14 protein-coding genes are annotated in these 16189 nt (G+C 59.1%); 7 read left to right on the top strand and 7 right to left on the bottom strand.

Going from position 1 to position 16189, the window contains the following annotated elements; all coding sequences use genetic code 11:
• The first annotated feature begins 89 nt into the window (after positions 1–89).
• A complete protein-coding gene (locus GK109_RS20355) occupies positions 90–3677 on the top strand; it encodes a hypothetical protein (RefSeq protein ID WP_157242264.1) in 3588 nt (1195 codons plus the stop codon).
• 98 nt (positions 3678–3775) lie between these two features.
• Here GK109_RS20355 and GK109_RS20350 read toward each other — a convergent pair whose 3' ends face one another.
• Positions 3776–4687 carry a hypothetical protein gene (locus GK109_RS20350; RefSeq protein ID WP_157242263.1) on the bottom strand — a complete coding sequence of 304 codons (912 nt, stop codon included), beginning with the start codon at positions 4685–4687 and terminating at the stop codon, positions 3776–3778.
• A gap of 184 nt (positions 4688–4871) precedes the next feature.
• Here GK109_RS20350 and GK109_RS20345 point away from each other — a divergent pair, with 184 nt between their 5' ends.
• From GK109_RS20345 to GK109_RS20335, 3 genes are all read left to right on the top strand, one after another.
• Positions 4872–5819 carry a hypothetical protein gene (locus GK109_RS20345; protein WP_157242262.1) on the top strand — a complete coding sequence of 316 codons (948 nt, stop codon included), beginning with the start codon at positions 4872–4874 and terminating at the stop codon, positions 5817–5819.
• A 181-nt stretch (positions 5820–6000) separates the two neighbouring features.
• Positions 6001–6588 (top strand): hypothetical protein, encoded by a 588-nt coding sequence (locus GK109_RS20340; RefSeq protein WP_157242261.1) that lies wholly within the window; start codon positions 6001–6003, stop codon positions 6586–6588.
• 38 nt (positions 6589–6626) lie between these two features.
• The gene (locus tag GK109_RS20335) at positions 6627–7001 is read left to right on the top strand and encodes a hypothetical protein (protein ID WP_157242260.1); all 375 of its coding nucleotides are present in this window, start codon (positions 6627–6629) and stop codon (positions 6999–7001) included.
• A 198-nt stretch (positions 7002–7199) separates the two neighbouring features.
• On the opposite strand, the gene GK109_RS20330 is transcribed toward GK109_RS20335, so the two are convergent.
• Positions 7200–8939 (bottom strand): hypothetical protein, encoded by a 1740-nt coding sequence (locus tag GK109_RS20330; protein ID WP_157242259.1) that lies wholly within the window; start codon positions 8937–8939, stop codon positions 7200–7202.
• 388 nt (positions 8940–9327) lie between these two features.
• On the opposite strand from GK109_RS20330, the gene GK109_RS20325 reads away from it, so the two are divergent.
• Entirely contained in the window at positions 9328–10389 is a 1062-nt protein-coding gene (locus tag GK109_RS20325) for a hypothetical protein (protein ID WP_157242258.1), read from the top strand.
• Between the two features lie 848 nt (positions 10390–11237).
• Positions 11238–11816 carry a uracil-DNA glycosylase family protein gene (locus GK109_RS20320; RefSeq protein ID WP_197432520.1) on the top strand — a complete coding sequence of 193 codons (579 nt, stop codon included), beginning with the start codon at positions 11238–11240 and terminating at the stop codon, positions 11814–11816.
• Between the two features lie 27 nt (positions 11817–11843).
• Here the strand turns inward: GK109_RS20320 and GK109_RS20315 are convergent, their stop codons facing one another.
• The gene (locus GK109_RS20315) at positions 11844–12521 is read right to left on the bottom strand and encodes a hypothetical protein (protein ID WP_197432519.1); all 678 of its coding nucleotides are present in this window, start codon (positions 12519–12521) and stop codon (positions 11844–11846) included.
• A 272-nt stretch (positions 12522–12793) separates the two neighbouring features.
• Here GK109_RS20315 and GK109_RS20310 point away from each other — a divergent pair, with 272 nt between their 5' ends.
• Entirely contained in the window at positions 12794–13840 is a 1047-nt protein-coding gene (locus GK109_RS20310) for a DUF3800 domain-containing protein (RefSeq protein ID WP_157242255.1), read from the top strand.
• A gap of 473 nt (positions 13841–14313) precedes the next feature.
• On the opposite strand, the gene GK109_RS20305 is transcribed toward GK109_RS20310, so the two are convergent.
• From GK109_RS20305 to GK109_RS20290, 4 genes are read right to left on the bottom strand one after another with little or no spacing between them, the layout of a single operon-like run.
• The gene (locus GK109_RS20305; protein WP_157242254.1) at positions 14314–14826 is read right to left on the bottom strand and encodes a hypothetical protein; all 513 of its coding nucleotides are present in this window, start codon (positions 14824–14826) and stop codon (positions 14314–14316) included.
• Positions 14827–14858: 32 nt separating this feature from the next.
• Positions 14859–15218 carry a helix-turn-helix transcriptional regulator gene (locus GK109_RS22420; protein ID WP_157242253.1) on the bottom strand — a complete coding sequence of 120 codons (360 nt, stop codon included), beginning with the start codon at positions 15216–15218 and terminating at the stop codon, positions 14859–14861.
• Between the two features lie 43 nt (positions 15219–15261).
• Entirely contained in the window at positions 15262–15675 is a 414-nt protein-coding gene (locus tag GK109_RS20295; RefSeq protein ID WP_197432518.1) for a hypothetical protein, read from the bottom strand.
• Positions 15647–15946: a DUF4193 domain-containing protein gene (locus tag GK109_RS20290; protein WP_370460720.1), complete on the bottom strand. Its 300-nt coding sequence runs from the start codon at positions 15944–15946 to the stop codon at positions 15647–15649. The genes GK109_RS20295 and GK109_RS20290 overlap by 29 nt, the downstream gene beginning before the upstream one ends.
• Between the last annotated feature and the right edge of the window lie 243 nt (positions 15947–16189).

The raw sequence follows: 16189 nt of genomic DNA, 5'->3' as shown, positions 1-16189 counted from the left end.
CCGAAAATGCACCAGAAGCGAGTGCCAGAGCCCAGGTCACCTTGCGTTCTCTCGCGCCCTTATTTTTGGATTCGCAACACAGCGGTTACGTGCGACATCTCGAAAACGCGATAGAGGATACAAGGAACAGGAACATAGCCCTTACCGGTCGTTACGGTGCCGGAAAGTCCAGCGTGCTCGACCAGTTCGAATCCAAACACAAGAACCAGACTCTACGCATCAGCATCAACACTCTGGGCCCGGATGAGGACGACGAAGACCTGACAAACAGGATCCAGAAGGAGCTCGTCAAGCAGCTGGTGTACCGGGCCAAACCTGGGAAGCTCCGTCGTTCCAGGTTCGCCCGTACCATTCCCCTGACCCCGCGGAGGGCTTTCCTCCAGGCTCTTTGCTTGACCTCCATCGGGCTGGCGCTTTCCTGGCTCATCGGTTTCCGGCCGGGAGACTCGTGGTTCGGCGGGACCGCGGATCCAAGTGTGAAGACCGCCTTGGGTGTCCTATTCTTCGTTCTGGTCGTGCTTGTCGTCACGGGCGGGCGATGGATTATCGGCGATCGGATCGTCTCGCAGGTCACGACAGCCGGGACCACCATCACTCTCGGCGAGAAGCCAAGCACCTACTTCGACGGGTTCTTGGACGAGATCGTGGCCTTCTTCGACGCAGTCGAACCCGAATACGTTATTTTCGAGGACCTTGATCGCTTCGACGATCCACAGATCTTCGATTCCCTTAGAGAACTCAACACGCTCATCAACTCGTCTGCACACTGGAAAGGCAAGAGCCAGCCGCTCCGGTTCATCTACGCCATCAAAGACAGCCTCTTCGAACAGCTAGGTACGGACCCCGAGACACGAGAGAAGAGAACGGAGACCTCTGAGAGCGGAGACGCCGGCTCTGCTGAAGCAGTCGTGCCTTCCGTCGATATGGCCGCTGCTGCAGTAGAGCGAGCGAACCGGACCAAGTTCTTCGAACTCGTGGTCCCTATGGTGCCGTTCATCTCGCACCGCAACGCACGTGATCACCTGGTCGACGCGTTGAATGACCTGAAGCTGGGTCCGGATACCGTGACGCGTCCACTGTTGGATTTGGTAGCGCGCCATACGACCGACATGCGCTTACTGAAGAACATCTGCAACGAGTTCGTCGTGTTCGCGGAGCACCTGCTCTGGGTGAAGAATCCTGCGCCTGGTATGACTGCCGACGATCTGTTTGCGCTGGTGGTCTACAAGAACTTCCACCTCGCGGACTTCGAGGCCATCTCACAGCGGGCAAGCTCATTGGACAAGCTCGAGCAACGCCATCGGGATCTTGTCCGAGCATCAATCGAGCTCTTGCAGCAAAAAGGCCGTGAGGTAGTAAACACAGAGGAACTACAGCGGACGCAAGAGGAAACGGCAAGAATCTTGGGGCGTCAACTCATCGCAATCAGAGATACGCTGCCAAACAATTCGGGGTACCCCTACAACCTATTCTCAGTCGGCGGTACAAACTTTGGACCCGACCATGTGCCAACTGTTCCTTTCTGGAAGCATGTCGCTGCGGCAGGATCCGTGAGCTTCGTTGCCACACAAAACAACTACGGCCCTCCCATGGTGCATCTCGACCGAACGCGTGTCGAGATCCTTTTCCCAGAGAGCCTGAAAGCCGACCGCTGGCGCGATCCGAGCACCAGCGAGTTGGCCAGACAGCGGCAACAGTATGATCGCGACATCGCCTTCTTGCGTGGCGCTGACTTCAGCGATTTGGCCAAGTACGAGCGGTTCCCGAAAGGTGAACCAAAATTCGGCGACGAGATCACAAGGGTGCTGAAGTCGGAGCTGGCGCGGGATCTCGTCCGTCGAGGCTTCATCAACCGCAATTACGCAGAGTACTCTGCGACCTTCTATGGCAGCTTCATCGGGGTCGACGTCGCGTTCTTCTACAATCACAGTGTTCAACCGAACCAGATGTACGTCGACCACCAGTTCACGACCAGGAACGCCTTAAGCAACCTACTCGAGCAGGTTCCATCTGACTTCACGAGTTCAGTCAGTTCCCTCAACATCCATGTCGTCAGCCACCTCTTGACCAATAGCTTGTCCGAAGCGAAGAAGGTCGTCGCGTTTATCGTGGCTGACCACAGCCGTGACGTGGAGACGTTCCTCGATGCGTTCCTTAATGCGGCCGATGCCCCGCGAGAACAGCTCGTCGCACTGCTCGCACTCCATCCGTGGCCCGGACTGATCGACTACATCGCAAGCCACAGCGGGATCCCCGACGAGGCGACCAGGATCAGTCTGCTAGACGCCGCGCTTCTCAACGGGCTGGACGCTGAAGCTTACGACCACGGGGAAAAATCCGTGGCACTGCTCACCTCCGCACTACCTCGCCTTACGGCGGTCAACCAGAGGCAGTCCCCCGAGCGCACCGAGCGCGTCCTGTCGTTCGTCAAGGCGGCCGAGATCCTCGTCCCCGACTTGAACAATCTGGCCGAACCACTGCGCGAGAAGATCGTCGCCGAACAGATGTACCAGCTCACCACGTCGAATCTGAGAATCGCGCTCGGCATCGAAGGCGATCCTACTCTCGACGAGGTGAGGAAGAAGGTGGACGTCTGGCTGTACTGCAATGAGAACGTGGACGAGTACCTGGCCGCGGCTCGGGGCGACGATCCGGTCGAGTACGTGGTGGGAACAGAGTCTGTCCTCCGGGACGTCATCACCGAGCAACACGAAGCCTGGACGGAAGACCAACTCCGCGATGTCATCATGGACAGCTCCCCCGACGCGGCGCTTCACGTCATCACGACTGTGCCTTCAGCGACATGGCCAACAGTTATCAATGCGGCACGTGCGGTGCCAACAGCCGAGAACGTCTGGGCATACGTTCAGGCGAATCAAGTCGATCAGCACCTCGCCCGTTTCCTGGCACCCGACGGAAACACGCCGATCGAACTACAGTCTGTCGATGAAACCGATACCGACACCAGAAACAGTCTCGCGATTCAGATCCTGAACGCCTCCTCGTATCTCCGAGCAGCGACTCGGGTCGACCTCGCCGTTAACCTGAATCTACCGGCCGAAGTCGATGCAACAGCCTTAGTTCCGGCTGGGGACAATCTTCTTGCGCTGGCTCTGGAAGCCGGTTTGATCCCAGATACAGCGGACACGTTCGCGCACTTTGCCCGTGCTGGATGGAAGTCGGTCTCGGAGGCCTTCGCGGTATCCAAGAACATGGAATCGATCCTGACTCCTGCCCTGGTATCCGGATTCGTCGCCGACCTGCTGGCGAGCCCGCAGGTACCCCACAGTGTTCGCGAGAAGGTCGTAAATGAACTCGCCATGTACGTGGTCGACGACAACGCTGGGGCGCTCCGAGCCGCGGGTGAGTACGCACGCGAGATGAAAATCTGGCTTCCCCTCGCGGAGGTTCAGCGTATCGCCCGAGCCACCCAGAATCCGGAGCTGATCCTGTCTCATTTGGTGCGTGCCCGAGACATGACTCCTGAGTCCTTGATCGAGTCGCTGGCGCTTCTCGGCTCCCCTTACAACACGCTCACCAGTGGACCGGGGGTAGAGTTTGACCTCCCGTCAGGTTCCTCCAACAACACGCTCTTCGAGCGCCTGGCGACCTCGGGCAAGGTCGAGATCGTCAAGAACGGATGGGGTTCTGGGAAGAAGGTCCGCAACCTTGCCTAAGCATCACGCACTCAGTCGCCCGATTCACGACGCTGTCCATCGAAGCAATAGAACCGCGCGCGGGCTCTTGGAGAAACTTCCTGCCGCTACCTAAGGATTCAAGCGTCCTTTCCGTCATCGAGTTGTTTGCGCAGCTTGCGGACCTCGGCCTCCGCCGCGGCGAGTCGGGCTTCGACCTTCTTCCGGTCAAGGTTCGCTGATGACGCCGGTGCCGGGTTCGTCTTCGGAACGAGCCAACCGATCCGCTGGTAGCCGGTGATTCTCCGCGCACGCGTGCATGTGAAGCAGTCCCTCTTGGGATCGGGGCGAGGCCAGCGCAGCTCGATCATCTTACGGATGTGGTCACGCTCGGGGCTCTCGTGTGGCCAGCCGGTGCGCCCTTCCGGGTTCCAGATCTCCTCGAATTCACGGCGGATCTCCGCGATACGCTCCTCCGACACCAGCTTGGGCCCGTCCTCAGGTTTCCAGTCCACGTCGCTACAGACCTGCTCGTAGTGCCCGCAGGCGAGCTTGACCCGCCAGAACGCCGACGAGTGTGGCCCGGGCTTCCGAATCTTCGCCCAAGTCTCGGCGTCCATCCAGTCATACTCCGACTCCTCAGGGTCCGCCGGGAACTCCGTGATCTTCCGATCGACCCACTCCACGATGTCGCGATACGGTTTCTGAGCAGGTCCGTGGTCGGTCGGGCACCAGTATTCGCCGCCGGGAAGCCGGCATCGGGCGATTGGGTCGAGGTAGCGGCGATCGTCCGGATACTTGTCCTCTCCGTGCGTGTAGACCTCGTAAGTACATCCGCACTCCAACTGGACGCGCCAGCGAAACATGTCCTTGGGTTCTGGGACGAAGAGAGGCCAGAACACCGGCTGGTACCGCTGCCGTAGCTCGGCCACAGCCTTCTCGAACTCCCGGAGCGCCTCCTTCTGGGGCCGCGCCCGCCCAGGTACTCGCTTCAGCAGTTTTCCGGATTCACGTGTCTGGTCATCGACCGGGGCAGTCTCGGCGGCGCTCATTATTCAATGCTCGTCCACAGCGTCACCCAAGTCTAGGAACAAGCCGGACACCATCCCGAAAACGTAGCTTTGAACAAAAGCCAGGTTCTGCGCAGTTCCAGCTGATGGTTTCTCGTTCGGCTAACTGGTTGGCACCAATCTGCTAGGAGACAGCAGCCGGGGGGTGGACGGATAATGAGCGGCTATGGAACCAAAAGCTGATGTTTCACGTAGTCCCTGCCCAGGGGAAGAGTGGGCCTACAGGCTGCGTGACGATGCGCCGTCCGAGCGAGTGCACATCGTGGCGGTGCACAAGGAGGGTCGAAGATTCCGGGTCGACATCCGTCACCTGCACGGCTATCCGCCGGGCAGGGAAGAGAACGTCCCTCGTTCGCGGCTCAAGGTGCCGTGGGAAGACGTAGTACCGTACAACGCCTCCATGGATGGCTGGAGGCGGCTCAAGGCCGAGTCCATCGACGACCATGAGGCGTCGGCCCTATGGGCGGCCCTTGAGCTCCTTGTACCTTCGGAGGTCGCCGAGCTGTCTGTCGCCTCAAGCGACGATTCGTTGACGGTCCACGATCACAACGCCTTCGAAACGCTAACCGGGCAGACCCTGGCCGCCTTCCAAGCCCGATTTTCCTGGCTGGTTCACGACGGCGAGGTGTTCCTGTCCCCGCGTGCGGCGCTGGCTGTAGTGGAGCTGGCCTGTCGCAGGAACCCGGCCCCGGTCCTGGACCTCGTCATGGCCGAGGAAGCAGTGGCTCGAGAAAAATCCAAGCGGGGCGGAACAATTGAAAACTGGGAAACCCGGGAACAGGTAGCCACTTCAGCCGAGTTTGAATACGACTATTACCTGCGCCGCCAAAGACCCATTCATGAGATCCTCCGCCAATGGTGCGGTTATGGCTCGGTGACCGCCCATGAACGGCTCTTGGCTGCAGAAGCGGAAGTCAATCGCCTCGACGTCCTCCTGACCTGGGCTGTGGACCACATCCGTAGGACTGACAAGAGCGCCGCAGAAATGATCGAGAGGGAGCGCGAGGAGGACCGCATCACCCCTTACACCATCCGCCCGGTTCCCCAACGTCCGCTGAAACCGCACGAAATCCCGCGGATAGAAGTACCGACCCGCCGCGGCTGGTACCGCTGACATATACCCACCGGCTCAAGACCTCAGGACCAACGACTCCGCGACACAAGCCACCCTCGCTCACAAGCACAGACAAACCCCCACTGGGCGGGGATCTGTCTTGGTCTTTCTTCGCGAGAAGCGTCGGCAAGCGCCGTGGCTGGATTTGATCGATTGCCTCCAGTTGGCAGATCATTCTCCCATGCGTATCATCGACGAGCTTTCCAACGGTTTGGCGCGGAGCCTTGCACAGGCTCTTCGACTCAAAGTGACTGGCTACGACCAGGACGAAGTTGGAGAGATCGCGCGAGACGCCGCCGCTCTGTGGGAGAGATCTCTAAAAGCCTCACACCCGGACTGGGCAGACTCATCACTATTTGCCATCACGCAACAGCTTCGCTCGGCAGGGTGGCAAGAGGGCGCTGATGCCATGGATTTCGTGAGGACGAGCGCCAACCATGACAAACATGATGCTCAGCCCGACCACGACATCGAACGAATTATCGAATCACTGCGGGTCTTGAAAGTTCAGCTGAGCCCGTTGCAGACCTATGCTCCCGGAGCAGCCAGCGAGCTTCCACCCAGACTCCGCATCCGCCACATGGTGTGCGCAGTATATGAAATGTTCCACACGGGCGAAACCTTATACAGCTTTCTGGAAGCCACATCAACTGACACTGGCAGACGGCAGGAAGCATCGATGATTTCCAGATTGAGAACAAGCACAGTCAAGCCGTTGAGGCACAACTTGCAGCACTGCCGGGATGGACGGTCAATCCTCCTGAGCTGAGCGACCTGTCAAGTTCTCTCAAGGAGTCTGACGACGAGTTGTGGTTCATCGCAAGCTTCGATGCAACCTACCAGCAGGTTTACGACATCATGGCGAGCTATCAACATGGCCTCCCAATATTGCGAGGCCTCCATCGCGAAGACTCCTATGGCAACTTCGTAGCATCTGTGGCTCAAGCAGTTCTCACAGGTGGAGCGCCGGTGCTTGCCGGGCGTAACACCGCAGATTTGGAGGATGTACAGAAAAAGCTGGACTACCTGATCCGTCGAACTCCCGACGGCCTGAAGCCGCTGAGGTTGGATCGCTGCAATGCTGCGACATACCAAAATGCAGTGAGGGCGGCCGTTGCTGTGGATCGTGACATACGGGCTTTAGTAACCAGCCGCGGCGTGCTGCTGGTGCAAGCCGACTAAATTGGGGTGTTTCACCAGCCACAAATCAGGGCAAGAGAGCCTTCGGTGTTTCGATCACCACTGCTAGCACGAGTCTCGTGAGTCCCACGGTACCGACAGGTGTTCTTGAGAGTAGCACCGCTCCCCCGCGTCAGGACGATGAGCTGCGACCGGAACACGAGCTCAAGTAAGCACGCGTGCAGGCCGATGACGGCCCTGTCAGTTCTTTTGTAGGCCCGAAGGACCCATTCTGTTCGCAAAGCTGCGGACGACTGCGGAAACACGGTTCCTTTCCCACACGGGAGAGTTGAGGGGAATCGTCTGGAGGTGAATGTGCTGGTCCAGCGGGAGTGAGGGATTGTCCAGTCTCCAGGACCGCAGGATCTCAATGGTGTCATGACCCAGGGCGGCGGCGTTTTCCAACATGATGAGTTCTTTGAGCGTGATCAGTGCCACTGCAGAGCAAAATTCCTCGGGGTGTCCTAACGACGCCAGACGTTCCCGTGTCCGGTGTTGGACCGGCAAAGTCCAGGGCAGCCCGGTTTCGCCTGTAAGTACTAACGGGATATAGGTGAACCGCTCATCGCTTTGGCTGCGGCGAAGCCGTGTTTTTTCTTCCTCCAGCAGTCTGATCGTGGAAATGAGTTGCTCCGCCTTGCGAGCTGTCAAAACCTTGTCTAGTTCATCGTCCAACGCGGTTGCGGAGGCGCTAGCGAAGACGACGGGCCGCGGCATTGCTCGATCCGTGACTTCGACGAGCAGCCACGTGCGTCCCGAGCGAATCGCAAAGTCACACATGCGGGGCATGCTTTTTCTGCCGGCTGCGAGCCTTTTCTGCAGTTGTCCTTCATCCAGGACCTGCAGTTTTTTCTTGAAGAAGATTCTCCGTAAGGCAGCGCCCGCCTCGTACTCGAGGATGTCTTTGGTGCATTGGTGGAAAGCCACTTCACGCTTGGCATCGACCTTGCGGAGGTACTGACGAACGTCCCAGAACGTGGTCTCGCTCAAGGCACGTTGCATGACAAAGTTCGGGCTAAGCATAAGTAGCTCTCCCGATTCCAAGCGGACGAGGGGGAAACGCCGGAATGCATCGAACCCAAACCTGGACGGCTTCGGGGCTGGGGAATCGTCACGGATGAGCCTGCGCATTTCCGACACTGAACACGATGTCGCGTCAAGGAAATGTTTGACCGCTTCCGCCGGCAACCCCAGTGTTGCGAAAAACTCATCCGGGTAACGCACATATCCATGGCCAGCTGCCTGTGCGTAGAGATTGAAGGCTGCGGCGGCGAAATCTACAAGCTCGATCCCGGTCGCTTCTTTGAACAGCTCGTGAGGTTCACCCCCGACCGTCGTGGCTGCTTTCGTTCGCTTCGGCCAACTGCGGAACCATGTCCGTTCGAACCAAACCAGCTGACGACCGACCCACAGGGTACGGTTGAAGTGAAGGTTTGCGATCAGTTCGCTAGCCAGCGACACATCCATGCCACCCCAGGTCGCACCGCCGGTATCCTTTGGCCCTTCATCGTTGTCGTCAGCGATTCCGAGCAAGCAGATGACCAAAAGATCAACGCCTCGCGCGTCGTCCGTTGGCGGCCCTTCTGGGGAGTGCAGCATGGCCTCTTTGGCCGCCAACAACAGCATCTGTGGAGCAAACAGCGTGACGCCGAAGGTCGAGGCAATTTCAAGATGGGTGCGCAGATTGCGGTTTGCCACCTGCTTGGCCCAGCGCATGTCCACTTCAGAAGCCGGCGCATCTGACGTGCCGGAGTGAACTTCGATGTCTGTGATGATTTGAGCGATAAGGGATAGCGCCTGTCCAAGTGATAGCTGCTTCCAGAACTCAGTTCTGATGTTTTCGGGTACACGCTTCCCCAATAATTCCGAGGCCAAAGCATACGTCCGTATTCCCGGGATTCGCATCGGAAAGGGGGAAGTCCAAGTGTCCGGATCTGGCATACGCCCAGCTTAGGTGCCCGAGACCCCTACCTAACGCGGCAAACAGCCTTCCGGCTGCCCTCGATATTCAGGCTTCACAACTGTTAGCTACGTGCAGGCGAGTGTTTGGGCGAACTGTGCGGCGTTGAGCACGCCGGGTCGGAGGCAAAAGAAATCATTTTCCGTCAGCAAGAAGCTGCTTGCGTGTCATGGTGGCGGTCTGTCGCAGAGCAAGGCTATTCTGTGTAACAACGGATTGGCGTTGCGGTGGTGCCGCGAAGCTACCGGCTCTCCCATCATCCTTAGCGCGACTCGCGCTGCTTACCTCGTGCCTAGCCAGCCATTTTCGCGAGATGCCGAGGAACGGTAGCAGCGGTCCGCCAATCGAACCCCATTTTGGAGAACCATCATGACGCTTTACAGCTGTCTGCCGACTCAGGGCAAAGTCACCGTCCTCGCAACCTGGCCCGGCGAGTACGCCGACTCTCGCAGCGCCAAGGTCACCACCTTTACCGACGCCCCTCAAGCCTCTCGGATAGCCGAAGACCTAACCCGAGTCTCGGAGTCGATGTGGGATGCCGCAGCGTGGCTGGACGTCTACGACGAGGCTGAAGCCCGTCTAAAAACCATCATCGATGCCACCCGCGGAACCACCGATGTACCAACTTTCACCGCGTCGGCGTTTGACAGCTGCCGACACGCGGAGACGTGGACTGGAATAGAGCTGATCAATGCTCTCGGAGCGGGCCTGCCTCAGACCCTGAATTCACTCACCCGCGCCCAGCGCCTGTCGGTCGCCGACGAGCTTGCCGCTGATGCGACAGCCCGCGCCGAGTCTCTCCGACTGTTGCCTACCGGATACGACCCCAGCGAACCTGCATCCCGCATTTGGCAGGCTGCGGATATCACGCGGGCCACCAAGATGGGTCTGACCGGAGCTCTGCCTGACGGTGCCTCCGGATGGATGGTTCGCGTGTTCGACACCGATCACGGCCCCGCCGAGCGGTGGGGTGCCCGGAACCTGTTGCACCGGCTAGAACAATTGGCAGCTGCCGCGAAAACCGTCAACGCGCGCGGCGGTGCTGAACTGGACTCAGTTTCCGGGTTGATGGATCATCTCGTTCTGCCGGCAACTCTATTCGGCGTTCATATCGACCATTCCGACCTTTCGGGCACGGCCGTCAGCGACGACGTTCACCCCGCCGTGGCGCAGAGCTCCCTCGCGGATGCCTATCGCGACTATGCCGCCAACGCAGAGTTCGTTCACGGCGACGCCGTCCTCTACATCGGCCCAGACATCGACATGCGCAAAACAGCGCCTTGGGATCGCGACGTTTTCGCCAAGATCGAGATCGAACTGTATATGGGGCGGCGCGGTAAGGTCACGCTGGCAACACTTGATGTGACGGACACCGCCGGGTTCGTCGCCGCTCTCGGGAACTGGGTAACAAACACTGTATTCCGCGGCTGACCGCTCGTGGGTTCTAGGGTGTTCGTCCGCTTCACCCGGGAGCCGACGAACACCTGCACTCTCCCCTTTGGCTGGAGCGCCGCCGAGCGGACGCCCGAAGGGGTGCGAGCCCTGCGTCCTCGCAGCTGTTCAAGAGTGATGGACATTAACCTGTCGTGCCGATCAGAATGGAAGCTCGACTATTGGGGGACAAATGACTGCGCTGCTGTCTGCCGGAAGCCTTCATGAAGCCTGGCCATGCTCTCCCTGTCTTCAGAAGGGAGACAGAAATGGGCCTCAGAAATCTCTTTCAGCGAAAAGCTGTGACCACGGTTCCTAAGGTGACCGCTCCCGTGGCTGCCGTAGCCCAGGATGAGCCCTTGCCACCGGAACTCTTGGAGGATCTGCGGTGCGCGTGGGATGAACTCACTGCGGCTGCCAAAGCCTCGAAAGTAACCAGCTTCCAGGCCTGCACAAGGGCCGGCCGGCCTTGGACGGAAGACCCGGCCGCCGTCAGGGCCGTAGCAGCCACACTCCGTGAATTCCCGGTCTCGGACAGCCAATAGGCCGCATACCGCCGGATCCTGGTTGCCGGCTACCAGCATTACTCGGATGGCATGACGACAGCATCTCCAAGGGAAGGACCCCTGAAGATGAGGGCACGGCGACGATGAAGAGACTCCTTGAACGGTGCGTACCGATTCCGCGCGCCTAATGTAGAGGTATTCAGTGTCGAGAGAACGGCAGGCAGAGTGACGAACAGGTCCACAGTCATATGGAACAAGCATGCGTACAACGCAGGAACCTTGCTTAGCCAGCATCACCTTCCCCACGTCCTCCAACAGCGGCAAGAGACCAGATACGAAGGCGTGGTTGGTCCCCTGAATAAGTGGGTTGACGAGGTCAGGGTTGCCACAAGGGAAAGCGTCCCTTACTTCGACCCGCGGGCGGCGACGCAGGGGGCCGACGTGCTGGTTCTGCTCCAGGACCCCTCCGGAGAAGCGCAACTCGGTTCAGGATTCATCAGCCGGGACAACAATGACCCAACGGCCCATAACTCCTCACTCGCTGCCGAAGCCGGTGGTCTGCCCTACTCCAGGTCCCTCCACTGGAACGTCGTACCCTGGTGGGTCGCAAACCCAGCCTTTCCACAACGGACTTTGGCTGCCGAGGCACGCCGGGCCGCTCCCCTGCTGGCAGAGTTGATGGAGTTACTGGAGTCCCGTCCCAAGGTGGTTCTCCTTCTGGGCAAACAAGCACAGGCAGCCTGGTCCCAGCTGTTACTCAGAGCCTCCCCTGAGCTCAAGAGCCTCCTTGTTATCACCGCTCCCCATCCGAGTCCGCTCGCTTACAACAAAACAGATGCGGTCACGGGCAAGCCCAACAAGGAACTACTGAACGAAGCCTTCTCGCGGGCAGCAGCACTGTCCCTGGCCAACTCTGTATGAGGACAGGAGCACAAAGCCCCCTCCGCCTCAGTCCCGCCTAAAGATCAGCTGTTCGACCTGCTCGGGTTCAATGTCCAACTCTTCCGCCCATTCAGCCACGCATTCGGTGTACCGGCGGTAACTGCCGGCGCTGTTCCAGTTGAGCCTGAGCGGGCCAACTTCCTTGCAGTGCTTCCTGAACCATCCCGCGACGATGCTGTCCATGATGGGGGTGGTGGCTACCTGGTCGGACGCCTTGGTAGCGAAGCTGATGAACTTCGTGGCGAAGGCTGGACCCCACCAGGCAGAGAACTTCCTGTTGCTTTGCCGCTGCTCCACGACGTGCTCGAATGCGGCGTTCCCGCCATTGGTCATCGCGATCCCGGCAAGCCTGTGCAGCTCACCGGAGAAGTCTTTGCCGTTCTCAACGTCCGTGTTGAGCTTGATGACCCTAGCGGCACGGTACGGGCCAAAACCAGTCCCTGCATAGCCCCAGAGGTAGCTGGCGATGTAAGCGTCCAGAGCCGAGTCCGAGTCATGGATGAGCTTGAAGGACTCCAGGACGCCTCCGCGGTCTATAGGGTTCGGAAGTGTTTCGAGAATGCTGCGGCTGCCCAAGTACTTTTGCCAGTTGCCCTTCTTCCACTCAAACGGCATCTGGGGCGGCCGACCGTTCGCGTCCCATTTCTGGAATCTTCTTCGCAGGTCATCGGGCACAGCTGGCATGGTCTCTCCCCCAGGTAGATGGTCCACTTACTTTCGCATATGCCGCGTGGGATGTGACTGGTCAATCGACAACCGACCCGCCAACCCGGGTCGATACTGCATCGCCAAGGCCACGGCCGGACGGGACAGCAGCCGGGCAAGCGAGACCTACTGCATCCCCAGCCCCCACTCGCGGGCCAGCACATGGCTTTCTCAAGCTAGTTGTGAAAGTAGTGACTGGCTCTGGAATGCTTACCCTTGGGATCACGCCGAGGCAGAGGATGAAGAACGACATGACCGCCACCACCGATATCGCTGAGATCTTCTGTGACGAGTCTGGTCACGACGGCGAGAACCTGATGGCAGGCACCACTCCCGTCCTGGCGCACAGCAGTCTTCACATGGATCTTGCCGAGGCGACTGATCTGGTCGCGTATCTCCGCAGGAAGACTAAAGCTCAAAGCCCGGAGTTGAAGGCTTCAGATGTGCTGCGCAACGGCCAGGCAATCGATGAGCTGTTCGGGGCGAATGGAAAGCTCGTCGGCCATGTCCAGGTGTACCTAGTCGAAAAGGCCAACTTTGCGGTCGGTAAAATCATCGACCTCCTGATCGAGGAGGAGGCCTACCGGCGTGGGATCAACCTCTATGCCGGCGGCACGGCCAAGCAGATGGCCGACGATCTGTACGAGTATGGTCCCCGCGCACTCGGTGCTGAGGGATGGAACGATCTGGTCTCAGGCTTCACTTCGCTAATGCGGACTAAACAGCGCAAGGGCGGAGAAAAGGAGACAGTCGATAGCTTTTTCGAGAAGGTGGACACCTACCGCTTGAAGTCACGGCGCGACAAGGTGAGCAGGGTGCTGGAGCTGGTGTGGAGAACGCGGCACCACGCTGACGCCTTCCAAGTGGCCATCGCCGAAGGTTTGGCCCTGAAGACTCTCGATCCGCTGCAGACGACTCTCTATCAACTCGCACTTACATGGCATCGCAAGCTGAAGCAGCCTCTAATCATCATGCACGATGAACAAACTGCCTTAACCGAGCCATTGCTTAAGATGCTTCTCAAAGTAGCGAATGAGGGTACTCCGCGCGGCTTCAACCTGCCCAACTACAAGTTCCCGCTAGTAGATGTGAAACACATCGACTCGAAAACAGACCCGCGGATACAGTTGGCCGATATCACGGCGGGATTCACTCGTCAGGTCGCAGAGAGCGCCCTGGCGGGAACAGCAGAGGATAAGCGCCTAGAGCAGGCCAGCCGCCTCGTTCACTTCAATTCGATCTGGGGCGACGGTAAGTCCTGGGAACAGATCCGCCCCCGCGAAATGTTCGTGGCCTAGTGACGGATGACTTCTGCTTTCAGTGGGGCGTTCAGCTTGGTGTGAGGGGTTTTCGGTTGTTGATCGGCTCAGCCCATCCGGGGCTACCTACGGACTGGCCAAAGGTGTCCAGCAACTCTTTGGTGCCATCACGATCGGCGTCCCCAACCCTAGCCAGGCCGATATGCCCGGTACTCGGTCACAACGTTGATCACGCTCAAATAGTGAGAGCTGGTTGAGTAGATCGAATCGCTAATGGAGAGAGCCAAAAAGCCAACAGCCTCCTCGTCTCTCCGTCGACCGCCCCCGTTCGTCCAGTCGATGTTCACTGCACGCTGCTGTAGCGTGGCGTGCTGAAGGCCTGCCGGTCCCCCATCGGTGGGCCTTCTTTTTCCCTCGCTGCGAGGCACGATAGGCAAATTCCTGGCCGAAGTCGCCCCCTGAAGTCGCTACTAGGCTGACGAAATAACCGCTGGATATCCATGGAAGCCTTTTTAGGCTTGGCGGGCGTTGTGGTGGATCAGCCTTTTGACTGTGATGACTGTGGCGGGGATTAGAAGTATTGCGCTGCAGACTAGCTGGACGACGGTGGTGTTGATGTTCCCGGCCCCGGGCCAGGGGACATAGCCGAAGCGGTTACCCCCATATTCAACAAACTCGGTGATTGAGGTAGCGACGCCGATCAGCGCCAGAAGTGTTAAGGCTACCCAGACAAGGCTGCTGAGACGGATAGTCACGGGCGCGTTGGAGGGTTGGGGTGTAGCCGGTGATGCGTTCATCTTCTTGCCCTTTCGTTGGTGCTTCCTGCTCCAGATGAGGTCGGCGGGCAAGCCGCGGAGTGCACGACTAGCTATTGCGCGGTCAATTGCTCCTGGTGAGAGTTCCCGTAGCTGTCCGTCCGCCAGTTGCTCGTAGATGTCAGAAAGGAGTTCCTGACGTCTTTCTTGCGCCACGTTCGCCGGAACGAAGCTTGTGTAGAAGTCGACCCATCGGAGGACTTCCGACATGGTTCTTGAAGTCGGGATGTCGTATAGAGCGGTCATGGCTGAACCGGGCGCAGGGTAGCTATCGGGCGCGGTGCCGTGGCCGGAGCGGGGTGGGACGCGTGGAGCGCGGCGACTCCCTTGGATGAGATGCGGTAGAGGCGTCGGCGCGGGCGACGTTCAGTCTCTGCAATCTCAGGATCTTCCCACTCGGTTTCCAGCAGGCCGGCGTCGGCCATGCGCGCCAGTGCCTTGTATAGGGTGCCATGGCCCGTTAGTGACTTTCCGCCATCTCCAGACAGAGCACTAGCAAGCGCAAATCCGTACATGGGTTTGCGGTCTAGCTCGGCTTTCTTAGCGATTTCCAGGACGCGAAGTTCCAAAGGAAGTAGCGTCCCTGCTTTTCGTCGCGGCATGCCGAAAGAATAGGAAGATACCTTCCTTAAGTCAATGGCCGGCCTAGCTGTTTTCCACCGGCCGGTACCTGTCACCGAAGTCAGCCAAGGAATTCTGGAGCAACGCCATGCTGTCCACCAGGTCGACGGGTCTGGAACCGGATCCTGCAGGCAGCGGGATGACCATCCAGGCGGAGAACACGTTGTGTGGAATCTTCAAGGCCATCGCCTGGTCAAAGAGACGCAGCACCGGTTCGTGAAAAAGCCCGTCTTTGAGTTGGAAGCCCGGGCAGTGCGTTCCCTCCCCGATGAAGACCCGGACCGCCCGGCGCATCGCCTCCGGATCGCCGAGTGACTGAAAATGCGTGTCCATGTCTATCGCGGTCGGCAGGGTGAATTCTTCTCGGATGCTTTCCCAGATGTGCTCCGGGACAGCCGGCCAGAACCGCTCAGCCCTCACATTCGACGCAGTAGGCATGGCCGTCCTTCTCGCGCGCCTTCTGAGAACGGTGGCGGACCAGGAAGCACGAGTAGCAGGTGAACTCATCGTCGGCCTGCGGGATGACCTGGACCACAAGCTCTTCGGCGATGAACTCGCCGCCAGGGGTCAGGCCGTCAAAAGTGTCAGCCTCCTCGAGTTCCTGAACCACGGACTTGGCATCCGGGGCTTTGGCGGATTTCAGGGCCTCCAGTGAGTTTTCCTGGGACTCCTTGACCTCGGTGCGCAGTTCATCGTAATCGGTTGCCACGGAGGTGCATCTCTTCTCTGTTGAGGGGTTACCGGTCCTGCAACGAACAGGACATCGGAAGAATTCCCCTAAAGAGCCCGGCGGTTGCCAGCCTCTCTGCCGCCGCCCTGTCCTGCTGACGCGTTGTGAGCGGGCGGATCGGATCCCTAAATCGAGGTCGATAAGTCCAGTATGGCCGGGAATCGAGAGTCGGATGCTGGAGTCACCTCACATGGTCTTGTGGGACAAAGATGAATGAGAAGA

It is taken from the genome of Pseudarthrobacter sp. GA104 (assembly GCF_009741265.1).
In the GTDB taxonomy this organism is placed as follows: Bacteria; Actinomycetota; Actinomycetes; order Actinomycetales; family Micrococcaceae; genus Arthrobacter.
The sequence above is the reverse complement of the archived record's forward strand: the minus strand, read 5'-3'. Positions and strand labels throughout refer to the sequence as shown.